This window comes from Streptomyces atratus, from assembly GCF_900119365.1.
Lineage (GTDB): Bacteria > Actinomycetota > Actinomycetes > Streptomycetales > Streptomycetaceae > Streptomyces > Streptomyces atratus_B.
This window is the reverse complement of the sequence record NZ_FPJO01000016.1, coordinates 1-17857: the sequence shown is the minus strand read 5'-3', so window position 1 is coordinate 17857 and position 17857 is coordinate 1. Positions and strand designations below refer to the sequence as shown.

Sequence of the window (17857 nt, the reverse complement as noted above, 5' to 3'; positions counted from 1 at the left end):
CGTAGGTAGTGGGACTGCTACATTGCGGGCCGATCTGCCGACTCAACCGCCGTCGCACTGTTACGAGGAGCGTTGAATGCTGTCACGCACGTCCGTTCCCACGCCGCACGCCCCGGTGACGCCCGTGGCCCCGGAACCCACGCAGAGCTCGGTTGTCCTGGACCCCGTCGCCGCCCGTGTACGGCAGCGACTGGCAGCCGAGCGGACCGCGGCGAACAGTACAGGCGAAGGTGGTCACCAGGCTTCACTGATCTGGACCTGGCCCCTGTGAGCTCTCCCGCTCGATGACGCCGCGCGAGAACATCGCTCCCTTTCGGTCCTTCATTCTCAAGGTCGCCAATCGCTGCAACATCGACTGCGACTACTGCTACGTCTTCAACTCCGCGGACCAGGCGTGGCAGCGTCTACCCGCCCGGATGAGTGTGGATGTTGCCCAGACTGCCGGGCGGAGGATCGGTGAGCACGCCGTGGCGCACGGCCTGCCGAGCGCGCATGTCGTTCTGCACGGTGGAGAGCCCCTACTCGCCGGCCCCCGACACATGGCTGACCTGCTCGGCGTCGTACGGGAAAGTGTTCCGGCCGGTGTGGAGGTACGTTTCGAGCTCCAGACCAACGGGACGCTTCTCACGGAGCCGTGGCTGGACCTCTTCGAGCGGTACGAGGTTGTCGTGGGCGTCAGCCTCGACGGGCCGCCGTCCGCGAACGATCGGCATCGGCTGACCCATGCCTCCCGGTCGAGCGCCGCCTCGGCCGTACGCGGCATCGACCTCCTGCGGTCCCGACCCCACCTGTTCGCAGGAGTGCTCGCCGTTGTGGACCTGGCCAACGACCCGGTCGAGGTCCACGACTACCTGGCGTCGTTCGAGCCTCCGGTGATCGACTTCGGTCTGCCGCACGGGACGCACGACGAGCCACCGCACCGTGGCGATCCGAGCGTGCCCGAGTACGGGGTGTGGATGAGCCGCGTCTACGACACCTGGCTTGCCCGGCCCGAAGACAGGCACGGCATACGGATGCTGGAGGACATCGTGGCGCTCAGCTCCGGCGTGCGCGGCTCGGTGGAATCCCTGGGTCTGGCCCCGCCGACGAGTGTCGTGATCGAGTCCGACGGCACGATCGAGGGCGTGGACACCCTGCGGTCCGTCGAGGAAGGCGCCTCCTGGCTGGGGCTCGACGTCTTCAGGCAGTCCTTCGACGAGGTCCTTCACCATCCAAAGCTCCTGCACCGGCAGTACGGGAAGGTCGCGCTCGCTGAACAGTGCCAGAGCTGCCCTCTGGTGGAGGTGTGCGGCGGAGGCTACCTCCCGCATCGCTTCAGCACCGCCCGTGGCTACCAGAATCCCTCCGTCTACTGCGCAGACCTGGAGTACCTCATCCGGCATGTCCAGGGCTCCCTACGCTGGCACGGCTGGGACCCGGCGGCCCCGCCCCCGTAGCCATGAGCCGTGCCGCCACGGCAGGATCACGCGTTGGAATGAGCGAGTGAAGCGATGGAAGAGCGACAGGAGATGTCGATGACCGTGACGATCCGACCCGCCGACAGGCGGGACATCGTGGCCGTAGCCGAACTGATCGAGGAGATCGAGCGGTTCTACGGATCGACCGAGATCCAGCCGCTCGAGGAACGCCACTCCCAGGTGGAGGAGGCGCTCTTCGGATCGCCGCCGCTGGCGTCCGCGCTCCTGGTCGAGGACGGGGCCGGCAACCTCGTCGGGCTCGCCGCCTACTCGTTCCTCTGGCCGGCGGCCGGCTCCTCCCACTCCCTGTTTCTGAAGGAGCTCTACGTCCGCGACACCCTCCGCCGCCAGGGCGTAGGCGCCCGCCTCATGGACGAGCTCCGTGCCCTGGCCGCCGCACGCTCTGGGTGCAGCCGTGTCGAGTGGATGACGGACCGCGACAACCCGAACGCACGTGCCTTCTACAAGTCGCTGGGATTCACGGAGTTCGATGGGAAGATCGTCTACCGGGTGGACGCTCATAAGGGCTGAGGGCGGGTGCGACTGTGAAGGAAGAGCGGTGCGACCGGTGTGAATGCATCGTCGGGCTGGGATGCGCCTGCTTGTCAGGCGGGGTCGTATCGGAAAGACGTGCTGTACCGCAGCACAGGCAGGAGTGGCGGCGCTTCCCCGCGGAGACGATCCTGATCTCGCCGACGCGGTACGCGCACCTGCCCGGGGCCTGCGCCCACCTGACCGAGGAGTTGGTGACGGCCCCGCGCTGGGGCTGGATCCCCGAACCGCCGCACGGGCTCTGGGACCGGTTGAGCAGCAGCCACCCAGCGACCGCGACAGAGGGGAACACCACACGGCAGGCGGTACGACGGTGCGAGGAGTGCCAGTCGGCATTGTCGTGATGTAAGCCGCCGTAGGCACGGTCGCACGTGACCGACCTGGGCTCGCCAGGTGACCGTGCGCAGGGCTGCAGCCGGACGCTGCAGCCCTGCGGGTTTGGGTGTGGACATGCCTTTGCTTTCCGGTCGGTGGTCCATGTCGCGCAGCCGCCTTTGCTTACGGCGGCCCCGCTCCCCCATCGTGGTCAGGACAGCGGCTTGGTCGGCCGCCTGCGCCCAGGTCAAACTCCAGCAGTGGGGACAGCCGCGCGGCGGCTGCAAGTGCTGGTCGAGCTGTGCATGACCTTCACGGCTTCCAGGTGCAGGACTCGGGTCTCACCCAAGGCTCACAGAGAGGGTGATCTGCGCATCGAGATGGAGATACGCGCGGTTGCACCCCAGCCCTCCGAGCTGGCGGCCTCGCCAAGCGCACAGCCGCGCTTGGCGTGCCGAAGATGACGCGGCACACCGCCGCCGGCTCACGCCGCTGGTCGGACGTTCCTTGCCCTCGTCCTTCAGGACGGCGACAAGGCCACCGGCCGCCGGGCGTTCTTCCGGGCGTGCGGACTCGTGCTGCTCGAACCCGACACGCCTGGTGCCGCATGGGGCTGCCCCGTCGTCTACATCCTCACGGCAGAGGAATCGGCAGCCTGGGGACCAGCACCCGGGACCTGAACTCGTTGCTTCGATTGGGACCAATGCGTCCTCGACCAGATGGAGTTCGCCTTCATGGTTCAGTCAGGTGGCGCGGTGGTCAGTTGCGGGTGGGCCCACTCCCATGCCTGGTAACGGCCTTGCCGTTGGCGGCGGTAGCGGCCCTGGTGGCAAGCGCCGGTTCAGGCCAGCTATCGGACTTGCGAAGCGGAGTTCCAGGCCGTGTCTCGGCTGGCGGCTACCCCGCCCTTCAGCAGGCGCATCACACGGAGGGTCCTGTACGTGGCGAGGAACGCGCTCGGAGTATCAACCCGGCAACCAGGGCACCTCGCGCCCTTGTCCTTGCCCAGGTTCACGCCGGGCGGGACATAGACACTGGAGCCCAGGGGCCCGTAGAGAGCGCGGGATGACTGACCGGAAGTCATGTAGGGCTTGCGCCCCTCACGATGCAACACACGAATTCTGTCTGTCACCTACGTACCCCTCTTGCCCCTCTATAGGGTGAAGGGAAGAATCAGGGCACTGAGGGGTCGGAAGATGAAGTGGGAATGAGCCTCTCAGGACCCACGCGTGGTTGCTCACGGTTGTTGAGCCCAGGTGGTGTTCAACCCTTCAGGATGTGAGCACCTGTCACCAATGCCTTGCGGCAGGAGCCAGCTAGCCGAGCGAGCTCTCCGGTGGCTGTCTCCTATCCCGCCTAGGGAATCCGGGCTGGGCCGTTCTCCTGAGTGCCTCTCACAGACTGAGCTGTGGTCGGGTTCTCAAGTACTCGCGCACAGGAGTCGCGTCAAGTTTTAAGGGCCGTCACACGAGGTCAGAGCTACCGTTCTCCGACGGTTTCCGGGGCCTGAGGCATCACGCTCCCGGCCTCTCTGACGCGCCCTGGGCTGCCGGCGGATCCCCCGATGACTATCAAAGCGGGCGAGCCGGTGCTGTCGAGGCCCTATGGTGATCGCCATGCAGCCCACCGACAGTGGCGCCGCGTCCGCCAATCCCAGCTGGGTCGCGGTGGATATGGGTGCCCTGATTCACCAGTGCGATGCCGAGTTGGCACAGCACGACGCCATGCTCGACCGACTGACGTCGGGAGTCGCCGCGCTGGAAGCTGAGAAGCAAGCGGTGCGCTCCGCGCGCCAGCAGGTGGTGCTCACTCGCGAGGAGGCGCTGCGCGTTCAGGAGATGCTCCACGCTGCGGCCCGGGCTGGAGCCGCTCTTCGTAGCGGGCAGCGCGAGGGCGGGTCCAGTTTCAAGGACGTGCCGGATCCTGACGAATGCAAGGGGGCCGACGCCTGCGCCGATGAGGCTGCGGACAGTTCGGATGCGGCGGCCACGTCGGCTGAAGAAGGCAGCCACACCGGCAAGGCTTCGACAGCGTTTGACGCATCGAAGCTCGGCCCTCGCGGCATGCAGGCCATGCAGATCATCAACAGTGAGCCCACGCTGCAGTGGACCGGGAAGCTGCTCGCGGTACGGCTGGAAGGCCAGGAGGTCGAGGCCGACGGGAAGGCGCACAATCGCGCGCGGACGCTCATGGACGACCTGGCAAAGAAGCAGCTCGTGGCGAAGATGTACTCGGATGATGGTCGTCGCTGCTACTTCGTCGCGGCCGCGGCAACGGAGGCCGCCTAGAGGCACCCCAAGGCGACCGCCTCCCGCGCTGGCATGGTTCCTAGGCCGACGCATCAACGCGGGAGGCGGTCTGACGACTCTGGGCCGTACCCCCACGCTACCGGGCAATTCCCGGGCGAGGGGCCAATTCGGCCTGCGTTCCCTCGATCGAGAGGCCGACCCTCGCATGACAGGCGCATCATCGGACTTTTCCCGGCTATCCGACCCGGCCGGCTACTACTCCTCGCCGCTTCGCCGATGCGAGGGAATGGGCTGGTGACGGGCACCGTCATCGCCTGCGGGCCAATCGGTGTGACGCGGCCAGAGCATTTCGTCGAGCGTCTCCTCGATGCTTGCGAGCGTAAACATGTCGGGCCAAACGGTTCCGGCAAGGATGTTGGAAATGACTTGCCGGTTGACGCCGGACGCAGTCGCCAGCGCGTTGGCCGACAAGCCGCGCCGCTCCATCGCCTCCACCAGGGCCCGGGCTACGGCCTGCCCGACCTGTGCCTGCCGGGCACTGTCCATCACTGCGTACGGCCAGTGGCCGGACACGGCATAGTCGCGCGGCTTCTTTCCACGTCTCGTTCCTCCGGGCATGCGACCAGTGTGACGGACGGGATGCCGACTTGCTCACCCCGCACAATCATGGGTTGCTATAACAATAGCAACCCATGATTGGTCGCGCTTCCATCCCGGCCGGTTTGAAAGGATTGGTATCTACAGTGTCGACTCGCCAGGCGGGAACACCGCCGACCAACGGCCGCGCCAGGCTGAGGCCTGAAGAGCGGCTGATGCCGTCGCCCAAGCTGCGGGCGGAGCAGTACCTCCTAGTCACCGTGGCCGCCTGCTCGGCGGTCAACCCGGTAGGGGCCGAGGAACTGGCAGCGGCGACTGGGGTCTATGCCAAGAACTGCGGACTGGTGCCGGTGTTCATCATGAACACCGGACTGCTCACCAAGGGGCACCGGCGAGCGACATATCTGCCCAGCGAGAAGGGTCGGTACATCGCACGTGCCTTCGCGCGCGGTGAAGCCGAAGGGCTTGGAGCGCTGAGGACGAAGTGGAGGGGGCAATGGTTCGCGCGAACGGTCAGAGACCGTTGCCGACACGGCCCCGTCTCCCGTGAGGGCCTGGTGGCCGCCCTCATGGTGGCGGCCAAAGCCGGGCCTGAGCGCATCAAGCAGGCCCACGTTCTACTCGATCTGATGGTCGCGGTCGGTCTCGTCACGGTGGAGAAGTCCGGCGAGCTGAACTATTTCGAGGGCGCCAGTCACACAGACGCCCCGCCCACAGGCACCCAGAACACCGACACGCCTCACGAGGCACCGCAGACTGCCAACGAGGACGACGAGCCGAGTGCAGCCGAGGAACCGTTGCCTCAGGACGAGTGTCAGTCCGGCAGCACCCGACAGCCTGACTCCGAGGGCGTGCAAGACGGTGACGAGCAGCCGCAGACGGAGGTACCTCGCCCGCGCACTGAGGCCCCCGGCGGCCAGCCGCCTGGGGGAACGGGCCCCGATCAGGATCTCTTGTCACTTCTGCTGCCACCGGTTCTGCTGGCGGACTTGACTCATCTGACTTCGGCGGAGGTCCTCGAACTCCACAGTCATCTGACGGCCGTCACGGCCCTCACCGCCAAACTCCGGGGCCATCGCGTCACCTAGGCCCCGGGACACAAAAACAGTCCGGCAGCGCCAGCTTCCTTGGCCGGTGCGGCGCTGCCGGACTCCCACCTCCACCCGACGACCCGCCCGGCAGCGCCGTGCAGGAAGGGGGCTTCGGCATGTCCTCACATAAGGCGAGGAACAACCACCGTAGCGCGATCGATCGCGGGCCCGCCCACGTTCGCGCGAGTTCCGGCCCTCTTCAGGGGGTGGTCCGGCATGGCTAGGCCCACCATCCGCCGGGTGCTGCTCGAAGTCAGCCGTCAGTGGCTGCAGCAGGCAGCCGACGGCGACATGGCCATCGAGACAGTCGACCTCTACATCCAGATCAGTGAACGGTTCGACGTCTTCGCCGACGCCCAGGGTATCCACCGAATGGATGATGTCACCGGACAACTGACCGACTCGTTCATGGGCGCGCCCGGCCGCGACCGCCACGACAACATCACCCTCGTTCCGAAAGACGGCACACGGCGGCAGCGCCGCTCCGCCCTCGCCTCCCTCTTCGCGCACGCCCGGGCCCTCGGCATGACCCAGGCCGTGCCCCTGCTCGACTCCCCTCCCATCCCGCGGCCGCCTCGCAGCACAGGCGCCGAACTGACCGACGCGGAAATCGAGGAACTCCAGTTCCACTCCGAACGCGGCATGCCTGCGACCCGGCATGCTGCCCTGCTGGCTCTGCTGCTGTCAGGCCTCGGCAGCGCCGAGACCGCTCAGGCGACCCCCGGCGACCTGGACCTCGCACTAGCCACCGTGACCACAGAAGGCAGCACACGCACCACCCCCAGAACCTGCCCGCTCAGCCCCTGGGCCGTCCGCGCCCTCCGTCTGCGCACCGACTACCTAGCCGAGCACCGGCCGGGCCGGCGCCGCCTCGTCACCAGCGACTCCTCCACCCCGTACGCGGCGCAGGCCAGTGTCGGCGCTGGCTTCAACGACATCGCACGGCTCTCGGGCCTCGCCACCACCGCCCGCAGGGTCGAACCCCGCGACATCACCCGCTACGTCGCCCGCCAGGTGCTGCTGCAGACCGGCCAGATCTCCGAAGTCGCCCGAAGGCTCGGCCTCTCGTCCCTAGACAACGCCGCCGACCTCGCCGGACTGGCCTGGAAGATCGGCGGAGATCCGCGATGACACCCCACAGGGCCACGCGCCCCAAGCGCACGTCCAAGACCACCCGCAAGCCCAAGAACACCTCGCCGCCGTACATCTACGGAACGATCCCCGACGACACCTTCGGAGCGAAGAGCGACCCACCAGAACTGCACGGGCCGCAAGCCCCGCACCTGATCACCGACCGCCGTTTCGCCTACCTGATCAATAACCCGGACCTCTACGCCGCGGCCGATACCCTGCCCGGGCCCCGACCAGTCGGCCGACCTCCGCACCATCCCCCCGTCATCTACCTGATCTTCCTGTGCTCGATCTCCGTCTTCGGCTCCGCACGCGCGACCGCTGCCCACTTCCAGGATGAGGACTGGTGGAAGCGCATCCGCTCAGCGATCCGCACACACCTGGGCGACGAGGCTGCAGACGCACTGCGGCCGACCGGCCCCACCCGCAGCAACTGGAATCACTACTTCCGGCGGCACCTCAAGCCCGCTCACGACAAGATCCGTGACATCAGCAGCGACCTGTGGGTTGAGCAGGCCCTGGCGCACGGCATGCTCTGCGAAACCAGCAAAAGAACCAGCCGCGTCCGCCCCGAGCGCCAACAGGTCCTCCACGGCGACGCCACCGTCGCAAGACCTCCCTCCGGGCACTCCGGACACGAGACGGTCGATAAGAGGACCGGCGAGATCCGCCAGCACCGCGTGGACGAAGACGCCGGCATCTGCATCGAAGGCGGCGGCAAGCAGGTCTACGGCAACAAGTTCCTCTCCACCGCCGTACGCCTGGCCGCCACCCCTCACAGCCGCGTGATCCTCGCCCTGGAATCCATCCGCCACAAATCTGTGAAGGAAGACCCCGATCGCGAATCCGAAGGCGTCGCCCTGGTCGCCATGGTCAAGCGCATTCTCAAGCGCGCCCACGGCACCAAGGCCGTCACCTACGACGCCGCCCTGCGCGGCAAGCACCGCGCACCCCTCATCGCCGAAGGCCTCGTCGTGTTCACCCCACAGCACGACGGGCTCACGCCCCAGTCGCTCCTGCGCCACAAGGACGGCCCCTGCTCCCACGACCTCTACGTCGCCGAGGGCAGAGTGTGCGAGCGCCGCTTCATCGACGGCAACGAGACGCTCTACACGCCTCTGCCCGTCGAAGAACTCGAGTGCCGTGACGGAAAGAACAGCACCCGCTTCTACCACCGCATCACCATCCCCTGCCCCACCAAGACACACCAGCTCCGGATCCGCGTCGACGAGACCGACGAGGACAGGCAGGTCGACCCGAAGACAAAGAAGCAGCGCTTCAACCGCACCGAGCATCTCCGCCAGGTACCTCCCAGCACCCCCGCCGGCCGCCGCCTGAAAGGCTTCCGCCAGGACAGCGAGTCCATCCACTCCCGCTTCGACCAGGCCTACCCCCATGAGCGAGTCCCGGCATATGGCGCCCGGGGAGCCTTGTTGATCTACCTCGGCTACGCCTGGCTGAACAACTCGATCACCCGAGCACTCAACGCACTCCACTCCTGACACCCTCCGCAGGCCACCCCACCCCAGCACCCGACCCCAGGACAAGATCCCCAGCCCGCCACACACCCCGTACATCGAGCACGCCACCCGCTACACTGGCCGCGGCGAGCAGACCCTCACAGGTCGATCACCAACCTGTCCAAAACATGTCAAGAATCGGCTCCGTGCATTGCGCCGTTTTAGACACATTTTTGTACAGATCCCCGCCTTCGTAGCTCAGGGGATAGAGCACCGCTCTCCTAAAGCGGGTGTCGCAGGTTCGAATCCTGCCGGGGGCACAGCAGAGCAGCAGGCCAGAGGCCCTGTCGTCCTAGCGGGCGGCAGGGCCTCTGCGCTCACAGCACATATACGGCACGAGCTGACCCGGCGCCGGGACGACCGGGTGTGGTCTTCTTCTCCTGGCGGAGTCAGCCGGTAGTTCTGTTCCCCGCCCGCTCGCTCCGTGGGCGTTCCGGTGCTTGTCGACGAAACGAAAGCGGATCAGCCTGTCGTCTTCTGGGGAATTTGGCGGCAGCCTTGCGCAGGATCTCGTTGTCCTTCTGCGGTGTCGCCCGTGAGTCAGAAACGCTGACCGTTACAGCCCACTCACAGTTGCTGTTCCCACGGATTGACGACCAGAGCCCCGGTTCGGGCCAGGTGCTTGCGGGTGGCTACCGTCCAACCGTTGGCCAGGGCAGTGGCGGCGATCAGTGCGTCCGGCGGGTCGATGCTGGTACCGGCGGCCTTGAGCGTCTTGTGGATGGTGAGAAAGGCGGCCGCTTCCGGTTCGCCGATCGGCGCGATGCGGTCAAGGAATTCGTGCCGTACCGCAGCGAGGGCTTGGGCGTAGCGGGCCTGTCGTACGGGATCCGGGGCGGCGGCCACCCCCGCCTCGATCTCGGCCACAGTGATCACGCTCAGGAAGCGGTTGGGCCTGGCCGTGGACCGAAACCAGGCCATTACGCGCGGGTCGGGCTTCGCCCGGGTCGTGAGCTCGGCGACGCATTGGTATCGAACAGGTAGATCACTCGGCGTCCGTCGGCTCGTCATAGGAGCGGGCACCGAACTCCAGCCCCTCGAAGGGCCGGGAGAGCAGGAACTCCTCAAAACCGTCGTTGCTCAGCGTCACCCAGCGGTACAGCATCTCGGGCAGCGCCTCGATCTCCGTGTCGGCGAGCTCCACGTCGAAATGCCGACGCTGGTCCTCCGGCAGGGACTCCCGGATGTCGCGGATGGTCCGCAGCGGGTGTGACGACGGGAGCGGCGGGTGAGGCACACCGCTGGGAGCTGTGGTCATCGGCATCCCCTCCGCTTGATCAGGCTGCGTACTGTGCTGGTCCCAGGCTACGGGTTCCCGCCTGCCCACTCACACCTCTGGGACGAGAGCGGGGCATCCGTCTTCCTACCCGTCGAGCGGCAGCGGCAGCTCTTGCGGAGTGCGCCCGGTGATCCTCTTCGATGAGGCCCCGCATCAGACACCCATCCCCAGCCCAGTGGCCGACCGGAACGGATTCGGCACACATAAAAGCCGGGAACACCTGAGAACACACGAGAAGCATGGAGGAGTATTTCCGCAGGTCAGGCTTGCTGGGAGCGACGTTCATGCAGGTCACAGCCTCGCCCAGGGAAGACTCCTGAAGCGGGTGTCACAGGTTCGAATCCTGCCGGGGGCACAGCACCAAGGGCCAGTCCGGAGGCTTGATCCTCTCGAACTGGCCCTTTCGCATGGCCACACACGTGCCACTACGTCCCGACGCCTTCCTGCAGCTTGCGGACCACCGCCCCCAGCCGGTCAGCGATCGCGCGATCTCGGTCGGCGGTCATGTGTCGACAGATCGATGCGGCACGGGCGACGTTGTGCCCTATGCGCGTCATCAGCTCACGCGTGCTCGCCCCGGCAGCGGCCAAGGTGTTTCCTGTGTGCCGCAGATCATGGAAGTGGACATCGGCAGCGATGCCCGCATCCTGCGCACCTTGATCCAGTCGCCCCGGAAGTTGCCGCGCCGCGGCTGTCCGCCCTGGGGCCGAGGAAGACGTGGCCGTCACAGCCGACCCCCGCGTAGCACCTGGCCACGCCAGGCCCGGACGCGGGACGTGGTGACGTCGGCCAGAGATCCCGAACCGAACGTCGGCCTGATGCGTGGCCGGATCACCGCCTCGTTTCGTTCCCTGCTTCAGCCGGTCGGCTTGCGGTCCCGAAGCCACGCATCGGCGTACTCGGTACAGGACGGATCTCTTGTTCGGGTCTTCCCACCGACCTTTGTCAGCCTGTGCAGTTCGGGACGGGGATGTCGCTGCCGGCACAGTTGGTGGGCTGGTTGTCCCTGACCCGGGATGAGTTCAGGGTGACGATGCCGCTGGTGTTGAGGACACCGCCGGGGGCTGTGACGGCCGTGTTCGAGTTGACGTTGCTGGACGTGATGGTCGTCGTGCCGCCTCCGACGTTGGCGACGCCTCCGGCCCGCTGGGCATTGTTCTCGTTGATGTTGGTGCGGAAGATCCGCAGGGTGCCGTCGTTGGCCGCACCGCCTCCGACGCCACTGACGGCCGTGTTGTCGATGATGCGGCTGTTGCGAATGATCATGTTTCCGTCGTTGGCGACGCCGCCGCCGTTCACGTTGGCGGTGTTGCGCATGATGGAGGTTCCCTCGATCAGGGTGGTGGTCCCCGATCCACCGCCGATTCCGCCGGAGAAGTTGGCGTGGTTGTCGCGGATGGCGCTGTCGGTCACGGTCAGCATGCCGCGGTTCGCGATGCCGCCGCCGAAGTCGGGCGCGTCGCCGTTGGTGATGGTGGCGTCGGTGATCGTGAGGTTGCCGGTGGGGCTGACGGAGAGAATGCCGAAGCTGGCCGTGGACGAGCGAGTGAGGGTGCTGTGCCGGGCCCTGATGACGATCTCGCTGGTGATGTCCGGCAGGGGCACAGAGAGCGCGTAGGTGCAGCCCGGCGCCAGCACCAGGGTTCCGCCTCCTGAGAGGTTGGCGGTGGTGATGGCGTTGGACAGGGCACTCTCACTGCACTGGACGTTCGTCTGTGCCGTTGCGGGAGTGGCGGTGGCTACGACCGCCGCGATGGCTCCGACACACATTGCCTGCGCGATGAGCGCCGACGACTTACGGGTGAACATGAGCAGGTGGCTCCTTCAGAAGTCCCGGATCCGCAAGGTGCTCCCGGCACCCAAGTCGGCGACGCCGCATTTCGGGGGGAGCGGGTTGAATGTGCCCTCGTCGCCACGCGGAAGTTGCCGACTCGAAGGGTGATCCGCCCGGACGGTGTAGCCGTTTCCGTCCGATGGCCGAGAGGGAGCATCCGAGACTCAGCCGGAGCAGCCGCAGCCTGGATTCCGTCACCGCCGCACTGCGTCCGCCCGACGATTGCGCTACAGCAACGAAGCATTGCGCTACAGCAGCGAAGTACAGCAGCCACAGCGACCGGCCGCGACCGCCGGCCACTCCGTGGGACCGCGTTGTGGCCTCTATGCCCCCGCCCGGCTGACCGATCTCTCCAGAGCTGCGGAACAGAAGTTCCCGTGCCACAGCCGCGCCAGATCGGGCGGGGACTCACGGGGAACTTCGGCTGCCGGCGGAGGCCACAGTCAGCAGCGCCGAAGGCGGTATCCCGCGGGTCGGACCTCGACTCGCCCCATCTCGCTCCTGAAGCGGGTGCCGCAGGTTCGAATCCTGCCGGGGCACAGCAAAGCAGCAGGTCAGGAGCCCTTCCGCCCGTCAGGGCGGGAGGGCTCCCGGCGTCTTCTCGGAATGAAGTGCGGTGCTTCGAGGCACCGTTGCAGTGGTCGGGGGCGGGTGCGGGAAAGTTCCGGGCAGTGCCGCGCGGACATGACGAGGGGTGCTGACCGACAGGCCGGCCTCGGAGCGCGGAAGACGCGCAGCCCCCTCGTGAGGATCGCCCCGCCTGCCGCCGGGAACCAGCCGCACCCTGGACACGACTACCTGGCAAGGCAACGCTCCTTCCCAAGAAGGGACTTCACCGCCGGGCACGCTTGTACGCCGTCTCCGTTCGGACGCTCAGCAGACCCGCACACCCCATACGTCCTGCTCACACCGCACTCGGGGAACTTGCGCCTCTCGCACCGACTCCTGCACGTACCGCCCCCGCCGGTCCACGCCCGAGGAGGCTTCGATGACCGAGACCACGCCTGCCGCGTCGCCGCCCGTTCCCCCGCCCCGCCAACGCTCCGCCGAACAGCCGGCGCCGGTTGAGGAATTCGCTACCCCCACGCCGAAGAACGGCGGCAGCGCATGGAGCGGGCTGCGGCCCCTCCTGCTGCGTCTGCATTTCTACGCGGGCATCCTCGTGGGCCCGTTCCTGCTGATCGCCGCCGTGACGGGGCTCCTCTACACGGCGACCCCGCAGATCGAGTCCGTCGTGTACCGGCACGAGCTCAAGGTCACGCCGCACGGGCAGCAGAAGCCGCTCGCCACCCAGGTCGAGGCGGCGCGCGAGGCGGTACCCGGCGGGCAGCTCATGTCCGTGACCAAGGGCACGGGGGACGCCGACACCACCCGGGTCACCTTCGACGTCAAGGGACTCCCCGAGGGCTACACACAGACCGCGTTCGTCAATCCGTATGACGCCGAGGTACGCGGCACGCTGCGCACGTTCGATGAGTCGCTGCCGGTGCGGTCCTGGTTCAACAGCCTGCACCGCACCCTCCAGCTAGGTGAAGTCGGCCGCAACTACAGTGAAATGGCCGCCAGTTGGTTGTGGGTCGAGGTGCTGGGCGGGCTCGCGCTGTGGCTCGGTGCCCCCCGTGGCCGCGCGCGGCTGCGGAAGTTCTTCGTGCCGCGTCGCGCCCCCGAGGGGCGTAAGCGGACCCTGTCCTGGCACGGGTCGATCGGGCTGTGGGTGTCGATCGGTTTCCTCGGCCTGTCGGCGACAGGTCTGACGTGGTCCGCGCACGCGGGTGCCAACATCGGCAGGATCCAGGACGCGCTCGGAGGAGCCGGCCCGTCGCTCTCCAGCACACTTCACCACGGCGGCGTCGGCGAGTCCTCGTCGCACCGGACAAAAGACATCGGGTTCGATGGCGCGGTCCGTGTCGCCCGTGCGGAGGGGCTGCGCGGCAAGCTCGTCATCACCCCGCCCGCCGATGCGAAGAGCGCGTACATCGTGCGCGAGAACACCCGGCACTGGCCGGAGCAGCAGGACTCGGTCGCTGTCGATCCCGCCACCGGCAAGGTCACCGCGAAGCTGGCCTTCGACGACTTTCCCGTTCTCGCGAAGCTCACCCGCTGGGGCATCGACGCACATATGGGTCTGCTCTTCGGCCTGGCGAACCAGATCGTGCTCGCGCTCATCGCGATCGCGCTCATCGGGATGCTCTTCTGGGGCTACCGCATGTGGTGGCTGCGCAGGCCCAGCCGTACGACCGGGCCCGGGCTCGGACGCCCGCCCGCGCGCGGGGCCTGGCGACGGGTGCCGGGCAAGGTCATGGCGCCGCTCGTCGTCGTGGCCGCTGTCCTCGCCTACTACCTGCCCCTGTTCGGACTGCCCCTCATCTGTTTCCTGCTCGGGGACCTCGTGGTGGCGGCCCTGCGCCGCCGCGGGTACACGCATACCGAAGCGCGTGAGGAAACGGCAAAGGAGATGGCCCGATGATCGCTGCCACCGGGCTGCGCTGGATTCTGACGATGCTGTTCTGCGTGCTGGCCGCCTACGGCCTCTGGCGCGCGCTCGCGGCCCGCGCCCATGTGTGGACCGCGTGGTTCGCACAGGGACTGCACGCCGTCATGGCCCTGGCCATGTTCGCCATGGTGTGGCCCTGGGGGATGGACCTGCTGGTCGTCCCGCAGGTGGTGTTCTTCTCGGCCGCCGCCGCCTGGTTCCCGCTGACCGCCCTGGCGCTGCCGAGCGGGCCGGAGACCCGGGGGCGCGCGGTGATGAACGCACTGCCGCACGCCGTGATGACGGGGGCGATGGCCTGGATGATCGCCGCGATGTCCTGGGGCACCTCGATGGGCTCGACGGATGGCGGGAACGCTCACGACATGCCCGGGATGGACATGTCCGGTCCCGGCGCGACCGCGACGATGACGCTCAGCGGCACCGGTGACCGCTGGGGTGCGGGGGCCCTCGCCCTCGTGCTGCTGGCGCTCGGGCTGTGGTGGCTGGCCAGAAGCTTCGACACGGGCCGCCTGGCGCCTCGTCCGGCCGATGGTGCGGTCCCGGCCGGTGGCGCGCACGCCGCGTGGGACCTGGGCTGCCACGGGGTGATGGCCCTGGGCATGGCGGTCATGTTCGTCGTGATGATCTGAGCACGGGAGCGCACTGCGAGCCCTCGCCGTCCCGACGAGGGCGAATGCCTCCGGTACGACGGAGGCGCGTGGAGCAGGTGTTGGTCATGTGGCGCACGCCACTCATATGCCGGGGAACTCGCGAGTGGGTATGGCCGACCTCTGGACCGCAAAGCCCGCACTCTCGCCGGAGCCTCTTCATGGACCACTCGGTGACGCCCTCCGTCGGCCGGCGTTCCGCCTCCTCGCTGCCATACGTGCTGTTCGGGGGCTCTCTGCTCCTGCTCGTGGCCCTCTTCGCCGTCTCGTACGGCGTGGGCAGACTCGCCGGGCCGGTCGCTCCCGGCATGCACGGGGTACCGCACCACGACGACGACCCCGGCATGGGTGACATGGGCGGCATGGGGCATGGAGGCGGTCACTGATACCCCAGGAGACCGCGCCGCAGCCGCTCGCCACGACCCCGTCGAGGCGAAACTGTCGTCCGGCCTGGCACGGTGACGGCGTAAAAGCGCGGCCGAGGCGCGGTTGGCACCATGCGTGCCCCGGCAGGCAGCATCTCCCGCATATGCCGGATTCCGCTACCGGCAGGGGCTTTTCCGGCATTGGCACCGAGTCGGACACCGCGCCATGTTCACCGGCGCCCCGCGATGGGAGGATGAGTCGCCATGGAGGCGGGGCCGGTCGGACGGGCGGTGAGGGCGGCGATGTTCGCCGTCGTCTCCGTCACGCTCGCCGCGACAGGACACGTCCTCATGTCCGAGAGCCCCCTTCCCTTCTGGGTGCTCACCGCCGGTTTCGCGGCGATCGCGGTCCCCGGCTGGTGGTTCGCCGCCCGGGAGCGCGGCCCCTGGCTCGTCACCGGCCTCGCCGTGGCGGCACAGTCCGTGCTGCACAGTGCCTTCGCTGCCGCACAGACCTCGCTCGGCTCCCTCGCCACGTCTTCGCCCGCGCGCCTCCTCGTCGACAACCTCTGCTCGGCGGACGGCAGGACGTACGGCTCTCGGGCGGGCACCAGCGTCTTTGCGACAAGCAGTACGGGCGGGATGGACGCGGCCGGGACGGACCACTCCGCTGCCATGGACCACATGGCCGGCATGGACCAATCCGGCGCCATGGACCACATGGGCTCGATGGGTCCCCTGGGCCACGACATGGCCGGGATGTCCTCGACCGGAATGCTCGCCGCACACCTCCTCGCCGCGCTCATCTGCGGCCTGTGGCTCGCCCAGGGCGAACGGGCCACCTTCCAGGTCCTGCGCGCCGTCGCGGGCCGGCTCCTCGGCCCCCTTCACCCCCTGTTCACCGCGCCTCTCCCTCCCCCGCGCCGCCGCCTGCGCCCCAGCCGGGGTCTCAGCGACCGGCTGCCGCAGGGGCTCCGGTGCGCCCGCGCGCTCGACCGGCGCGGGCCTCCGGCGGTGCTCGCCGCGTTCTGACTACGCGGCAGGCATTCCGGAGGACGTACTTCCATGGCACACGGCCCGTCGACGACCGGTCGCCGGCCATCGTGCCCGCGCGAAGCGGGTGTCCTCCGGCACATCCGGCCCCGAAGGGTGCGGGTGCCCCCATTCACCGGAGACCCCGGGACCGTTCCCGCGAACTGTGGCGTGCCCGAACCAGGTACCGCGTCCGCACGCGCGCCATGACCGGATGCCCGGGTGCCGGACAGATCCGTGAAGGACACACCTGGCGATGAACACCATGCTGCCCGCCCGCCGCGGGCCACAGCGCGCCTCCGCCCCCGAAGACAGGACCCAGGAGGACACGGTCTCCACCGGCTGGGCGCTCGCCGCCCGCGCCGGGGACACAGAGGCGGCCGAGGCCTTCGTACGGGCGCTGCACCGCGACGTCGTGCGCTATGTCGCTCACCTCTCCGCCGATCCGCAGAGGGCCGAGGACCTGGCGCAGGACACGTTCCTGCGGGCCCTGCGAAGCCTGCACCGTTTCGAGGGCCGTTCCTCGGCCCGTACCTGGCTGCTCGCCATCGCGCGCCGCGCCGTCGTCGACGACTTCCGCAGGGCTGCCGCGCGCCCCCTGCTCGCCGACACCGACGACTGGCGCGTGATCGTCGAGCGCACGCAGCCGCTCGCCCTGCCCGGCTTCGAGGAGGGGGTGGTGCTGGAGGAACTCCTCGCCGCTCTCCCCCACGACCGTCGGCAGGCGTTCGTGCTCACCCAGGTTCTCGGACTCTCCTACGCCGAGGCCGCCCGCGTGACGGACTGCCCGGTGGGGACGGTGCGCTCGCGAGTGGCTCGCGCCCGGAACGCGCTGACCGAGCAACTGGCCGAGGCAGAGGCTCCCGGCGGGGCGAGCCTCGCGCCGGCCGCCTAGCCGACGGGCCCGGGGCCGGCTGCGGCGGGGCCCTGCCGGGAGTACGGAGAAACACCAAGTCGGGAGCCCTTCGGTCCAGTTGACGGGAGGGCTTCTGGCCGGGCCGGCCCAGGACCCGGAGTCCGGGCCGCGTCAACCGGCCGCACACCTCCTCCGTAGAGTCGGGGAGTTGACTTCCTCCCCCTCGTGAACGAGGGGGATTCCTACGGCTCGCGCCGTGGGGGTTTCTGCTTCGTCGCCGACTGCCCGCCCGGAGAACTCCGTTGGGGTCTTACACCAGCTCCACAGACTGTTACCGCCAGCCCGGCGGCCAGAAGGTTCTTCGCTGCGTTCACGTCCCGGTCGTGGGTCGTTCCGCAGTCGCACGTCCAGGTACGGACGTTCAGCGGCATCTTCCCG

General features: G+C 68.2%; 17 protein-coding genes and 1 tRNA gene. 13 read left to right on the top strand and 5 right to left on the bottom strand.

The window, feature by feature from the left end:
- Positions 1-76: 76 nt before the first annotated feature.
- The 4 genes from haaA to BT364_RS24230 all read left to right on the top strand — a co-directional run bounded on the left by haaA (position 77) and on the right by BT364_RS24230 (position 4612).
- Positions 77-271 carry a HaaA family cyclophane-containing RiPP peptide gene (gene haaA, locus BT364_RS43965; protein ID WP_072487351.1) on the top strand — a complete coding sequence of 65 codons (195 nt, stop codon included), beginning with the start codon at positions 77-79 and terminating at the stop codon, positions 269-271.
- A gap of 13 nt (positions 272-284) precedes the next feature.
- Positions 285-1436, top strand: coding sequence for an FxsB family cyclophane-forming radical SAM/SPASM peptide maturase (locus BT364_RS24245; RefSeq protein WP_072487350.1), 1152 nt, complete (start codon positions 285-287; stop codon positions 1434-1436).
- Between the two features lie 78 nt (positions 1437-1514).
- Positions 1515-1988: a cyclophane-containing RiPP N-acetyltransferase HaaN gene (gene haaN / locus BT364_RS24240; protein WP_072487349.1), complete on the top strand. Its 474-nt coding sequence runs from the start codon at positions 1515-1517 to the stop codon at positions 1986-1988.
- Between the two features lie 1952 nt (positions 1989-3940).
- Complete coding sequence (locus BT364_RS24230) at positions 3941-4612, top strand: hypothetical protein (protein ID WP_256260192.1); 672 nt, start codon at positions 3941-3943, stop codon at positions 4610-4612.
- 216 nt (positions 4613-4828) lie between these two features.
- Here the strand turns inward: BT364_RS24230 and BT364_RS24225 are convergent, their stop codons facing one another.
- Positions 4829-5191 (bottom strand): helix-turn-helix domain-containing protein, encoded by a 363-nt coding sequence (locus BT364_RS24225; RefSeq protein WP_256260191.1) that lies wholly within the window; start codon positions 5189-5191, stop codon positions 4829-4831.
- A 125-nt stretch (positions 5192-5316) separates the two neighbouring features.
- On the opposite strand from BT364_RS24225, the gene BT364_RS24220 reads away from it, so the two are divergent.
- The 4 genes from BT364_RS24220 to BT364_RS24205 all read left to right on the top strand — a co-directional run bounded on the left by BT364_RS24220 (position 5317) and on the right by BT364_RS24205 (position 9172).
- The gene (locus BT364_RS24220) at positions 5317-6258 is read left to right on the top strand and encodes a hypothetical protein (RefSeq protein WP_256260190.1); all 942 of its coding nucleotides are present in this window, start codon (positions 5317-5319) and stop codon (positions 6256-6258) included.
- A 219-nt stretch (positions 6259-6477) separates the two neighbouring features.
- Entirely contained in the window at positions 6478-7392 is a 915-nt protein-coding gene (locus BT364_RS24215; protein WP_072487344.1) for a hypothetical protein, read from the top strand.
- A complete protein-coding gene (locus BT364_RS43225; RefSeq protein ID WP_256260189.1) occupies positions 7389-8894 on the top strand; it encodes a hypothetical protein in 1506 nt (501 codons plus the stop codon). Before BT364_RS24215 ends, BT364_RS43225 begins: the two co-directional genes overlap by 4 nt.
- 205 nt (positions 8895-9099) lie before the next feature.
- Positions 9100-9172: transfer RNA gene (locus tag BT364_RS24205), tRNA-Arg, on the top strand.
- A 307-nt stretch (positions 9173-9479) separates the two neighbouring features.
- On the opposite strand, the gene BT364_RS24200 is transcribed toward BT364_RS24205, so the two are convergent.
- From BT364_RS24200 to BT364_RS24190, 3 genes are all read right to left on the bottom strand, one after another.
- The gene (locus tag BT364_RS24200; RefSeq protein WP_256260188.1) at positions 9480-9779 is read right to left on the bottom strand and encodes a PIN domain-containing protein; all 300 of its coding nucleotides are present in this window, start codon (positions 9777-9779) and stop codon (positions 9480-9482) included.
- 118 nt (positions 9780-9897) lie between these two features.
- Positions 9898-10170, bottom strand: a complete 273-nt coding sequence (locus BT364_RS24195; RefSeq protein WP_072487343.1) for a hypothetical protein — start codon at positions 10168-10170, stop codon at positions 9898-9900.
- 966 nt (positions 10171-11136) lie between these two features.
- Positions 11137-12000, bottom strand: a complete 864-nt coding sequence (locus tag BT364_RS24190) for a hypothetical protein (RefSeq protein WP_072487342.1) — start codon at positions 11998-12000, stop codon at positions 11137-11139.
- Between the two features lie 1013 nt (positions 12001-13013).
- Between BT364_RS24190 and BT364_RS24185 the strand changes: the two genes are divergently transcribed.
- From BT364_RS24185 to BT364_RS24165, 5 genes are all read left to right on the top strand, one after another.
- Positions 13014-14492: a PepSY-associated TM helix domain-containing protein gene (locus tag BT364_RS24185; RefSeq protein WP_072487341.1), complete on the top strand. Its 1479-nt coding sequence runs from the start codon at positions 13014-13016 to the stop codon at positions 14490-14492.
- Entirely contained in the window at positions 14489-15148 is a 660-nt protein-coding gene (locus BT364_RS24180) for a DUF5134 domain-containing protein (RefSeq protein ID WP_072487340.1), read from the top strand. Before BT364_RS24185 ends, BT364_RS24180 begins: the two co-directional genes overlap by 4 nt.
- Positions 15149-15327: 179 nt before the next feature.
- A complete protein-coding gene (locus BT364_RS24175) occupies positions 15328-15552 on the top strand; it encodes a hypothetical protein (RefSeq protein WP_072487339.1) in 225 nt (74 codons plus the stop codon).
- 243 nt (positions 15553-15795) lie between these two features.
- Entirely contained in the window at positions 15796-16563 is a 768-nt protein-coding gene (locus BT364_RS24170; RefSeq protein ID WP_072487338.1) for a hypothetical protein, read from the top strand.
- Positions 16564-16819: 256 nt separating this feature from the next.
- Positions 16820-17458 (top strand): sigma-70 family RNA polymerase sigma factor, encoded by a 639-nt coding sequence (locus BT364_RS24165; RefSeq protein ID WP_072487337.1) that lies wholly within the window; start codon positions 16820-16822, stop codon positions 17456-17458.
- Positions 17459-17661: 203 nt separating this feature from the next.
- Here BT364_RS24165 and BT364_RS24160 read toward each other — a convergent pair.
- On the bottom strand, positions 17662-17857 hold a 196-nt coding region (locus BT364_RS24160), incomplete at its 5' end, for a zinc ribbon domain-containing protein (RefSeq protein WP_143166536.1).